Below are 11,482 nucleotides of genomic sequence, written 5' to 3'. Positions count from 1 at the left end.
CTCAGTTCACAGCACTTGCAAGACTGTCTTGCTCTTCCTTCACGGCATCCTGGACGTCCTGCGCCAGCGTGGCCTTGACGATGATCGAGCGGATGGCGTCGGTGGCCTCTGACAGCGGTATGTCGCTGCTCAGGCGTTGGAAGGTATCGCGGCTGTTGTAGCCGGAACCATCCTTGAGGTAGTGCTCGTACATCGACAGCAGATCCTGGCACGCCGTGATCAGCGCAGCCACGTTGCCACGCAGCAGCGCATGGCCGATCTGGTCGAAGCTGTGCAGGCAATCGGCCAGCCAATGCAGGTCGTAGCGTGCAGTGCTGGGTTCGGGCGCGTTGTGGCCGCGGCTGTAGGCACTGTAACGGCGCAGGCTGCGTGCCACGCGCGCGACATGCGCAAACAGCGTGCCGATTTCCGCAGCGATATCCAGGCGCTGCACCATCACCATCGGAATCACCTGGTCGGGCGTGTCTGAAGACTGCTGCGCCGAGGCATTCTGTTCCTGCTGATCGAGCGATTGCTTGAGCACCGTGTAGCTGCGTTGCAGTGACTCCAGCTCCAGTGTGGTCGCCGCCGCGCGTGCTTTCAGCTGCGACAGCGCCGCCTGATAGCGCGCAAGACTGTCCTGGGTGCTGGCGTGCTGCCCGTACTCGGTAGTGAGCTGGCGCCCACGCACGAACGCCAACCCCGTGGCGATGAGCGCCCAGAGTGCGAAGGCAGGCACCAGGTAGATCAGGATGCCCATGGAGGCTCCTCGGAACGATGCATACCTTGTCGGCCTGATCCCGGCAGTCTTGAGGGCAATTGTCGAGAATGTGACGGGTACGGTGGTTTTGCCGTCAAAGCAGGCCGCCAGCGTGCAGGTATCGTGCACCCCTGACGAAGGACACGTTGCGAGCGGTATCCCTGCATGCTCGAATCAACTCACTCGCCAGCCCAGAGTTCCGCATGCGCAGATGGAGTGATTGCTGGCCGACCGCACTGCGGAACATGCGCGCAGTCGCACTGATCTGGATGTTGCTGTGCGCCACTACGCATGCCGCGCCACCCACACCGCCATCGACGTCATCGACGTACGTCCAGGTGGGCTACAGCGAAGCGACGGATCTGTTCAACCTGCTGGATAACCTGTCGGACTGGTTGCCGGGTTTTACGGTGCCCGTCTACCGCAGCTACATGGAAGCCCATGGCGGGTTGGATCAGGCGGACCGCGCCGCGCTTGCCGCCTATGCGGATTTCCGCCGCCGCACCTCGGGGCTGGCAAAAGACGACGATCTGGAGGTGGTCGACCGAGTCTTTGCGCCAGACCTCACCCGTGAGGCGGATCCGTTCTCCCGGCATTTCCTGGGGAGCGCAGGCTTTGAGGCGTCAGCCAATGCCGCCATTGCAGAGCAGTCGGCAGATGACCAGAGACTGTTGCGCGCGTATTTTGCGCGGTTCGTTCCACGTGCTAGCCGTTTGATCGCAGTTGCACCCCATTTCGAGCAACAGATACGCGTGCTGAGCGAGGAGCTGTCCAACCCCGCCGTTTCCCGCCTGGCATCGCAGATGCGTGATTTCTTTGCGGTGCCGGAACCTCCGGTATTCGAGGCACGATTCGTGTGGTGGCCGGACATGGAGACCACCCAGGCCAAAGTGCGTGGACGCACGATGCTGCTCTATTCGCAGCACGATGCGCCCACCGGCACGGCATCGATGGACTGGACGCCGATCCTGTTGCACGAGTTGAGCCATTACTTGTCTGCGGGGCAGCCATCCGCGCGTAAACGCATGCTTGCTGCGAACTTCTTGCGGCTGTGTCCGAGTGCGTCCACCTTGCGTAACCCGCTCAACGCGTTGGAAGAGCCATTGGCGATTTACTGGGGACAATATCGATTCGAACACGCGGTACGTGGACGTACGTTGCCGATGGCGTCGCAGTGGTATATCCAGGCGGATGCCGATCGCGCGGCGAAGGCGATCGCAGCTGCTTACCCGGCAAGCGGGGCGGTGCCGCTGCTCGATGACAGCGCATTGCTGGCTGCTGCTGCATCGGCCTGCAAGTAAACAGAGCTGGAAACCAAAGCCGATCAGAGCGGCCAACAAAACGCGTGTAGAGCGGTTGATTTGTGGCTTGGCTGTGGGGTCCTTGCCCGCCCACCATCGCGGGACACGCTGCAAGTACGTCCTTGTAAGCTCTTACGCGGCATCCATGCCGCGTAAGGTCCCGCGACGGTGGGTGGGCAAGGACCCGTCGGGATGGTCGGTGTGCATAGCTATTCTCAAAGCAACCAGCAAACTGTCTGGTGCGGTGTCCTCGCCGATTGCGGGACCGTTGGCGGCATGGATGCCGCCACCGAGCCTCCACGGATGGATTCACGGCGTGTCCCGCGAGCGGTGAGGACATCGCGCCCTCGACTGACCCAGCTTTTGACGGCGTTTAACCGCCGCCGCGACCGAAATCTCGGTTGTCCCTGGAGTGGTTGAACAGTGCGGCGGATAGATCAGTTGTAGAGCTGATGTCTGCAGCTTGGCTGGTGGGCCCTTGCCCGCCCACCCTCGCGGGACACGCCGCAAGTACATCCATGTAGCAACTGTGGTGTTGGAGTGGCTCTGGCCACTCCGAGGACCGGGCAAGCGCAGACGTGCCACCTTTCGGCAGCCATCGGTTTTTTCCAGCCCATCGCCACTCACGTCGTCGCGGCTTGGGCGTCTCTGGCGCGGGCGTTGAGGATGACCAGCATCTTGCGCATGGCTGCGACCACCGCGACTTTTCCAGGTTTGCCGCGTGCACGCAGAGCGCGATAAAACTCCCTGATCCGTGGCTCGTGCTGGATGGCAGACAGGCACGCCATGTACAGCACGTTGCGGACCTCGACCCGCCCGCCGCAGATTCGGCGGATGCCGCGCAAGGTGCCGCTGTCGCGGGCGATCGGGGCAACACCGACCAGCTTGGCAATGGCCTTGCCACTGAGGGTTCCCAACTCCGGCAAGTAGCTGGCCATCACCGCCTGCAGCGTCGCTCCCACGCCCTTGAACGCGCGCATCGCCTCCAGTTGCGGTTGTTGGCCGACCTGCTCGGCAATCTGCGCGTCCAAGCGTGCACAGGTCTTCTTCAGCTGCGCAATGTTGGCCTGCAGCGTGCGGCGCAGGGCCGCGTTGGTCACCTGCTCTAACTGGTTTTGGGCGCTGATCGCCAGCCCCATCAGCTGCTGTCGTGCGCGCACGAACTCGCGCAGTCGCCGCCGCCACGGCTCCATCGGCTGGTAAGCACGCAGCTCCAGCTTGGCTGCCATGCATGCGAGATTAGTCGCGTCCAGGCGATCTGTTTTTGCCGATAATCCGATGGCGGCAGCGAAGGCATGGCAGCGGTGCGCATTGGCACGCACGATGCGGTGACCGGCCTCGAATAGCGTATCCAGCAACCGCTGCTCATAACCACCAGAGGCCTCCAGCACGATCTGGCCAGCCTGCTGCGCTGCCAGCCAGGACACGAGCTTGCGGTGGCCTGCGGGGGTGTTGTGAAACCGCGCAAAAGGGCCGTGATGGACAGCGACATCCAACATGGCCTTGCACACATCAATCCCGATGCCGTTCATGGGCGAACTCCGCTAGGCTTGAAGGGTCGAGAACTCCCCCGCCTGCCCAGCCTTACGTCTACGAGCGGCAACTCTGGCAACTGTTCGGGCGACACAGGGGAGAAACCGGCGTGGGCACCCAGCTACACGGCGATCGCTTAGATCCAGGCTCTGACGGTGGCCCACGCCGGCTCTCGACACCCACACTGACAGAATCCGAACAGATAAGGCTCTTACGCGGCATCCATGCCGCGTAAGGTCCCGCGACGGTGAGCGGGCAAGGACCAATCAAGATGGTCGGTGTGCATGTGAGAGCAGTGCACGCAGCCTGCCGACAGCGTGCGGTATACCGCGCTGTCGACGAGCGAACTCAGCCAAGAATTCCCGGCAAATCCAGCCCTTTTTCCTTTGCGCAAGCGGTGGCGATGGCATAGCCGGCATCGGCATGCCGCATGACGCCGGTGGCCGGGTCGTTCCAGAGCACGCGTTCGATGCGCTTGTCTGCTGCTTCGCTGCCGTCGCAGACGATGACCATGCCGGCGTGCTGCGAAAAGCCCATGCCGACGCCGCCGCCGTGATGCAGCGAGACCCAGGTGGCACCGCTGGCGGTGTTAAGCAGGGCGTTGAGCAGGGGCCAGTCGGAGACCGCATCGGAGCCATCGGCCATCGCTTCGGTCTCGCGATTGGGCGAGGCCACGCTGCCGGAGTCCAGATGATCGCGGCCGATCACCACCGGTGCCTTCAGCTCGCCGCTGCGCACCATCGCATTGAAGGCCAGGCCCAGCCGATGGCGGTCGCCCAGGCCGACCCAGCAGATCCGCGCGGGCAGGCCCTGGAAGGCGATCTTTTCAGCGGCCATGTCCAGCCAGCGGTGCAGGTGCGCATCGTCGGGGATGAGTTCCTTGACCTTTGCATCGGTCTTGGCGATGTCTTCCGGGTCGCCGGACAACGCCACCCAGCGGAACGGGCCGATGCCGCGACAAAACAACGGCCGGATGTAGGCAGGGACGAAGCCGGGGAAATCGAAGGCGTTGTCGATGCCTTCTTCCAGCGCCATCTGCCGCAGGTTGTTGCCGTAGTCCACGGTGGGCACGCCGAGTGCGTGGAAGGTGAGCATGGCGCGGATGTGGTTGGCCATCGAGTCGCGCGCGGCGGCTTCCACGTCCTTCGGCGCGCTCACGCGCTTTGCGTCCCATTCTTCGACGCTCCAGCCCTGCGGCAGGTAGCCGTTGACCGGGTCGTGCGCAGAGGTCTGGTCGGTCAGCAGGTCCGGCTTGATGCCGCGCAGCAGCAGCTCGTCCAGCACGTCGGCGACATTGCCGAGCAGGCCGACCGACAGCGGCTTCTTCGCGGTGCACGATTCCTCGATCAGACGCAGCGCCTCGTCCAGCGAGTCGGTCCAGGTGTCCAGGTAGCCGGTGCGCAGGCGCATGTCGATGCTGGAACGGCGGCATTCCACAGCCAGGCACGAGGCGCCCGCCATCACCGCCCCCAGCGGCTGCGCGCCACCCATGCCACCGAGCCCGCCGGTAAACAGCCACTTGCCGGCCAGGCTGCCGCCGTAATGCTGGCGGCCCATCTCCACGAAGGTTTCGTAGGTGCCTTGCACGATGCCTTGCGCGCCGATGTAGATCCAGCTGCCCGCAGTCATCTGGCCGTACATGGCCAGGCCCTTTTTATCCAGTTCGTTGAAGTGGTCCCAGGTGGCCCAGCGCGGCACCAGGTTGGAGTTGGCGATCAGCACGCGCGGCGCATCGGCGTGCGTGCGAAACACGCCGACCGGCTTGCCCGACTGCACCAACAGGGTCTGGTCATCGTCCAGGCGGGTCAGCGCGGCGACGATCGCATCGAAGGATTCCCAATCGCGCGCGGCACGGCCGATGCCGCCGTAGACCACCAGTTCCTGCGGGCGCTCGGCCACGTCCGGGTCCAGATTGTTCATCAGCATGCGCAGCGGCGCTTCGGTGAGCCAGCTCTTGGCGGTGAGCGTGCTGCCGGTGGCGGCGCGGATGACGCGGGTGGAGTCGTGACGGGTCATGCCAAGGTCCTTCAATCAACGGTGAGCGGCGGGCGTGGCGCCCGCGGCGAAGTCCAGGCAGGCGCGCAACACATGCCGCAAGACGGCGCGCAGTGCGGCTGCGTGTAGCGGTTGCCACGGCGTTGGCCAGGTGTCCGGTGTGATCTGTTCCGGTTCCTGCATGTAGCCGCGGCAGGCCAGTTCCATCTGCAGCGCGTGCACGCCTTGATCCGGCTGCGCGTAGTGGCGGGTGATCCAGCCACCCTTGAAACGGCCGTTGCGCACGGTGCTGGAGCCGCTGCTGCGGCACAGCTGTTCCACCGCATCGGCCAGTGCTGGATCGCAGCTGGCATCGTCGTTGCTGCCGATGTTGAACTGCGGCAATTCGCCTGCGAACAGGTGCGGGATGTGCGAGCGGATCGAATGCGCGTCATAGACCACGATGCGCGGATGCAGCGCGCGCAGACGTGCAATTTCATCGGCCAGCGCAGCGTGATACGGATCGAACCATTGCGTGCGCCGCAACGCGATCTGTGCCGGATCCGGCGCCTGCCCATCGCGGTACAGCGGCTGATTGTCGAAGGTGGTCAACGGGCACAGGCCCGTGGTGTGCTGGCCGGGATACAGCGAGGCACCACTCGGGTCGCGATTGACGTCGATGACCGAACGCGAAATCGCCGTGCGCACGGTGGTGGCGCCCAGGCTCTGCGCAAAGTCGTAGAGCTGATCCACCCACCAATCGGTATCGCGGCAGGCCAGCCATGGCGAGACGAAGTGGTTGGCCACGCTCTCCGGCAGGTCGGTGCCGGTGTGCGGGAAGCTGATCAGCAGCGGTGCGTTGCCGCGCTGCACGTGCAGCCAGTCGGGCAGGGCGCTCATGCGCGGGCTCCGCGATGCGAGGCGATGGGCCGGCTCATGCGCTCAGCTCCACGCCAGGCAGTGCGATGCCCACCGCAGTGGCGAGGGCGCCCGAGCGCACCAGCGCGCTGGCGGCCAGCATGTCCGGATGGAAGTAACGGTCGTCCTGCAGCGTGGGCACCTGTGCACGCAGCAGTGCGCGCGCGGCTTCCAGTGCGGCGCTGGAGCGCAGCGGCGCGTGGAAATCGCAGCCCTGCACGGCGGCCAGCAGTTCGATGCCGATGACGTGCGCGGCGTTGTCGGCCATCGCCAGCAGGCGGCGTGCGCCATGCGCGGCCATCGACACGTGGTCTTCCTGGTTGGCCGAGGTCGGGATCGAATCGACGCTTGCCGGATAGGCGCGTTGTTTGTTTTCTGAGACCAGCGCGGCGGCGGTCACCTGCGGAATCATGAAGCCCGAATTCAAGCCGGGGCGCGGGGTGAGAAACGCCGGCAGGCCCGAGAGCGCCGGGTCGACCAGCATCGCGGTGCGGCGCTCGCTGATCGAGCCGATTTCGCACACCGCCAGTGCCAGCATGTCGGCCGCAAATGCCACCGGCTCGGCGTGGAAGTTGCCGCCCGACAACGCCTCGCCGGTATCGCTGAAGACCAGCGGGTTGTCGGACACGCCATTGCCTTCGATTTCCAATGTGCGCGCGGCCTGGCGCATCACATCCAGTGCTGCGCCCATCACCTGTGGCTGGCAGCGCAGGCAGTACGGATCCTGCACGCGCACATCGCCCAGCCGATGCGATTCGCGGATGGCCGATTCCGCCATCAGCGCACGCAAGGCGGCCGCGGTTGCGATCTGCCCGGGTTGCCCGCGCAAGGCATGGATGCGCGCATCGAAGGGCGTGTCCGAGCCCTTGGCCGCTTCCACCGACAGCGCGCCGGTGACCAGCGCGGCCTGCAGCACGGTTTCGATCTCGAACAAGCCGGCCAGCGCGCAGGCAGTGGAGAACTGGGTGCCGTTGAGCAGCGCCAGGCCCTCTTTGGCGCCAAGCACGCGTGGCTGCAGCTGCGCCTGGGCCAGCGCGTTCGCCGCCGGCAGGCGCTGATCGCCGACAAAGGCCTCGCCCACGCCGATCATCACCGCGGCCAGGTGCGACAGCGGCGCCAGGTCGCCCGACGCACCCACCGAGCCCTGGCACGGCACCACCGGGGTGATGCCCTGACGCAGCATTGCCTCCAGCAGCGCCAGGGTATCGGGCTGAATTCCCGAGGCGCCCTGCGCCAGGCTGGTGAGCTTGAGCGCCATCATCAGCCGCACCACCGGAACCGGCGTGGGATCGCCGACGCCGGCCGCGTGCGAGAGCACGATATTGCGTTGCAGGGTCTGCAGATCGTCGCGTTCGATCCGCACGCTGGCCAGCTTGCCGAAGCCGGTGTTGACCCCGTACACCGGCTCGCCCCGCGCCACGATGGCCTCCACCGTCTGCGCGCTACGCAACACCGCCTGCGCGCAGGCAGGGTCCAGGGTGACTTCGGCACCGCGATACAGCGCACGCCACTGCGCCAGGGTGACCTGGCCGGGCTGCAACACAACAGACGCACTCATGACGACTCCGGGTCAGCAAGGATGCCCGCGCCAAACGCGGGTGTGGAGAGGGTTGAAGCCCATGCGGTAGACCAGATCGGCCGGCGCGTCGATGTCCCAGATCGCCAGATCGCACTGCATGCCGGCACGCAGCCGGCCCAGCCGGTCGCCCCGTCCGAGCGCACGTGCCGCTTCACGGGTGAAGCCGGCGATGCATTCGTCCACCGTCATGCGGAACAAGGTGGCGGCCATGTTCATCGCCAGCAGCGGGCTGGTCAGCGGCGAGGTACCGGGGTTGCAGTCGGTGGCCAGGGCCAGCGGCACGCCGGCGGCGCGCAACGCGGCGATCGGCGGCAGCTGGGTGTCGCGGGTGAAGTAGAACGCGCCCGGCAACAGCACTGCGACGGTGCCGGCGTGCGCCATCGCATCAATGCCGGCCTGGTCCAGGTATTCGATGTGGTCGGCCGACAAGGCGCCGTAGCCTGCGGCCAACGCGGCGCCGTGTTGGTTGCTCAATTGCTCGGCGTGGATCTTGATCTGCAGCCCGTGCGCCTGCGCGGCGACGAACACCTGTTCGGCCTGAGCCGGCGAAAACGCCAGATGCTCGCAGAACACATCCACCGCTTCGGCCAGGCCCTGCGCCGCCACCGCCGGGATCATCTCCTGGCACACCGCATCGATATAGGTTTGCGCCTGCGCGCCGGGCGGCACCGCATGCGCGCCCAGGAAGGTAGGCACCACCTTCACCTGTCGCAGCGTGGCGAGCTGGCGCGCGACGCGCAGCTGCTTGATTTCGTCTTCCAGCGTGAGGCCGTAGCCGGATTTGATCTCCAGCGTGGTCACGCCTTCGGCCAGTAGCGCGTCCAGGCGCGGCAGGCTGGCGGCGAGCAAGGCGGCATCATCGGCGGCGCGCGTCGCGCGCACGGTCGCCACAATGCCGCCGCCGGCCGCGGCGATCTGCGCATAGCTGGCGCCGCGCAGGCGTTGTTCGAATTCATTGGCGCGGTTGCCCGCGTACACCAGGTGGGTGTGGCAATCGATCAGGCCGGGGCTGATCCAGCGCCGCTCGCAATCGCAGGTGTGGGTGGCCTGCAGCGGCGGCGTATCGGCCGCCGGCCCGGCGTACACGATGGTGCCGTCCTGGCAGGCGACCACGCCATCGTCCACGCTGCCCAGGCCGCCGTCGCCAGCGTCCAGCGTCATCAACCGCGCGTTGTGCCAAAGGACGTCGCAATGCATGGCGCAGGCCTGTGTGGTCTGATATGTATATACAATAGAGTCGGCAACCGAGGGTGTCCAGTGGCAGACCAAACAGTGCAAGCGTTGTGGGCGGCCCGGGCGTTGTTGCCCGATGGCTGGGCCAGCGATGTGCGGATCACCGTGGCGCACGGGCGCATCGCCGCTGTGCAGACGGAGGCCGCGCCGGCCACCACCGATACCCGTGCCGAGGTACTGCTGCCCGGGCTGGGCAACCTGCATAGCCATGCCTTCCAGCGCGGCATGGCCGGGCTGACCGAAGTGGGCGGGCGCAGCGGCGACAGTTTCTGGAGCTGGCGCGAGCTGATGTATCGCTTCGTCGACCGGCTGGATCCGGACAGCCTGCAGGCCATTGCCGAGCAGGCGTATGTGGAAATGCTGGAAGCCGGCTTCACCCGCGTCGGCGAATTCCACTATCTGCACCACAGCGTCAGCGGCGCGCCGTACGCGCAGCCCGCCGAAATGGCCGAGCGCATTGTTGCGGCGGCCGCGGGTACCGGCATCGGCCTGACCCTGTTGCCGGTGTTCTACGCGCACTCGGATTTCGGTGGGGCGCCACCGAACCCTGCGCAGCGGCGGCTGATCCACGATATCGACGGCTTTGCCCGCTTGTTGTCGGACTGCGCGCGCAGCCTGGCCGCACTGCCGGACGCGGTGCTCGGGCTGGCGCCGCACAGCCTGCGCGCGGTCACGCCGGCGCAGCTGGCCGCGCTGGTGCCGCTGGTGGATGGCCCCATCCACATCCATATCGCCGAACAACAGCGCGAGGTGGAGGCCTGCCTGGCCTGGTCGGGGCAGCGCCCGGTGCAGTGGCTGTACGCCAACGCGCCGGTGGATGCGCGCTGGTGCCTGGTGCACGCCACGCATGTGGAGGCGGGTGAGCTCGACGCAATCATCAGCAGTGGCGCAGTGGTCGGCCTGTGTCCGATCACCGAGGCCAATCTCGGCGACGGCCTGTTCCCGATGCAGGCATTCGCCAGCCGCGGCGGGCGCTTCGGTGTGGGCTCGGATTCGAATGTCTTGATCGATGCGGCCGAAGAACTGCGCCTGCTCGAATACGGCCAGCGCCTGCAGCTGCGCGCGCGCAATGTGCTGGCGCCCGCCGACACCTCCAGTGGCCGCTGGTTGTACAGCAGCGCACTGGCCGGCGCGGCGCAGGCGCTGGGGAGTGGGCAGCCCGGGATCTGCGTCGGTGCATCGGCCGACCTGCTGGAACTGGACCCCACCCATCCGGCGCTGCTGGCACGCACGGACGATGCGTTGCTCGACAGCTGGCTGTTCGCCGCACGCGCTGGCGCGGTGCGGCATGTCTGGCGTGCAGGGCAGTGGGTGGTGCGCGATGGCCGCCATGTGGCGCGCGAACGTGTCGCCGCACGCTTTGCCGCCGTCATGCAAACGCTGTTGTACGGGTGATCGGCGCGATCTGCGAAGCGGGCACAATGCAGGTCTCACCGGAGACCCTGTCGTGACCACCGCCACCCCCGCCGCACCCGGAACCTTGCATCAGCGGATCCGGCAGGACCTGGAGCAACGCATCCACAGTGGCGACTGGCCGCCCGGGCACCGCGTGCCGCCCGAGCATGAATTGATGGCGCAGTACGGCTGTTCGCGCATGACCGTCAACAAGGTGCTCGGTCTGTTGGCCGACGCCGGCATGATCGAGCGCCGCCGCCGCACTGGTTCGTTCGTCGCGCGGCCGCATCCGCATCTTGAGCAGGTGGCGCTGTCGATCCCGGACATCGAAGTGGAGATGACCACGCGCGGCCATGTCTACCAGTTTCAGCTGCTGTCGCGGCGCGTGCGCGCGGTGCGGCAACGCCTGCCGCAGGAGCGTGTGCTGGGCAGCCGCGGCAAATTGCTGGCACTGGAAAGTGTGCATCTGGCCGATGGCAGTCCGTTCGCCCTGGAGCAACGCGTCATCGACATCACCACTGTGCCCGAGGCGCTGGCGCAGCCATTCGACACCATCGCGCCCGGCAGCTGGCTATTGCGCAACGTGCCCTGGACCCGTGCCGAGCACCGCATCAGCGCGATCAGCGCCGATCCTGCCCAGGCCAGGTGCCTGCAGGTTGCCGATGGCGCGGCCTGTCTGGTCATCGACCGGCACACCTGGCGCGGCGAGCAGCCGGTCACCTATGTGCGGCAGCTGTTCCTGGGCGGGTCTTACGATCTGATTGCACGCTTCGCGCCGGGCATGCGCTGAGGCGATTCCGCACTGCGCAC

At 66.4% G+C, this 11,482-nt stretch carries 9 protein-coding genes and 1 pseudogene; 4 read left to right on the top strand and 6 right to left on the bottom strand.

The features are described from left to right. Position 1: 1 nt before the first annotated feature. Positions 2–739 (bottom strand): hypothetical protein, encoded by a 738-nt coding sequence (locus QRM60_RS01360; protein ID WP_285445426.1) that lies wholly within the window; start codon positions 737–739, stop codon positions 2–4. 269 nt (positions 740–1,008) lie between these two features. Between QRM60_RS01360 and QRM60_RS01355 the strand changes: the two genes are divergently transcribed. Then, complete coding sequence (locus QRM60_RS01355; RefSeq protein ID WP_285445425.1) at positions 1,009–2,040, top strand: hypothetical protein; 1,032 nt, start codon at positions 1,009–1,011, stop codon at positions 2,038–2,040. Positions 2,041–2,148: 108 nt separating this feature from the next. Next, a pseudogene (locus QRM60_RS21465) lies at positions 2,149–2,374 on the top strand (hypothetical protein). Between the two features lie 289 nt (positions 2,375–2,663). On the opposite strand, the gene QRM60_RS01350 reads toward QRM60_RS21465, so the two are convergent. From QRM60_RS01350 to hutI, 5 genes are all read right to left on the bottom strand, one after another. Continuing rightward, the gene (locus QRM60_RS01350; RefSeq protein ID WP_285445424.1) at positions 2,664–3,572 is read right to left on the bottom strand and encodes an IS110 family transposase; all 909 of its coding nucleotides are present in this window, start codon (positions 3,570–3,572) and stop codon (positions 2,664–2,666) included. A gap of 349 nt (positions 3,573–3,921) precedes the next feature. Further along, positions 3,922–5,589 carry a urocanate hydratase gene (gene hutU, locus QRM60_RS01345; protein ID WP_285445423.1) on the bottom strand — a complete coding sequence of 556 codons (1,668 nt, stop codon included), beginning with the start codon at positions 5,587–5,589 and terminating at the stop codon, positions 3,922–3,924. Positions 5,590–5,604: 15 nt separating this feature from the next. Next, on the bottom strand, positions 5,605–6,447 hold the full coding sequence (hutG, locus tag QRM60_RS01340) for an N-formylglutamate deformylase (protein WP_285445422.1): 843 nt from the start codon (positions 6,445–6,447) through the stop codon (positions 5,605–5,607). A gap of 34 nt (positions 6,448–6,481) precedes the next feature. After that, a complete protein-coding gene (gene hutH / locus QRM60_RS01335; protein WP_115555785.1) occupies positions 6,482–8,023 on the bottom strand; it encodes a histidine ammonia-lyase in 1,542 nt (513 codons plus the stop codon). Between the two features lie 12 nt (positions 8,024–8,035). After that, positions 8,036–9,241 carry an imidazolonepropionase gene (gene hutI / locus QRM60_RS01330; RefSeq protein WP_285445421.1) on the bottom strand — a complete coding sequence of 402 codons (1,206 nt, stop codon included), beginning with the start codon at positions 9,239–9,241 and terminating at the stop codon, positions 8,036–8,038. A 60-nt stretch (positions 9,242–9,301) separates the two neighbouring features. On the opposite strand from hutI, the gene QRM60_RS01325 reads away from it, so the two are divergent. Further along, complete coding sequence (locus QRM60_RS01325; RefSeq protein ID WP_161962638.1) at positions 9,302–10,672, top strand: formimidoylglutamate deiminase; 1,371 nt, start codon at positions 9,302–9,304, stop codon at positions 10,670–10,672. Between the two features lie 52 nt (positions 10,673–10,724). Next, positions 10,725–11,462: a histidine utilization repressor gene (gene hutC, locus QRM60_RS01320; RefSeq protein WP_228436097.1), complete on the top strand. Its 738-nt coding sequence runs from the start codon at positions 10,725–10,727 to the stop codon at positions 11,460–11,462. The last annotated feature ends 20 nt before the right edge of the window (positions 11,463–11,482 follow it).

Origin of the sequence: Xanthomonas sp. fls2-241-TYG-148, assembly GCF_030208815.1 — a bacterium.
Taxonomy (GTDB): Bacteria; Pseudomonadota; Gammaproteobacteria; order Xanthomonadales; family Xanthomonadaceae; genus Xanthomonas; species Xanthomonas campestris.
The sequence above is the reverse complement of the archived record's forward strand: the minus strand, read 5'-3'. Positions and strand labels throughout refer to the sequence as shown.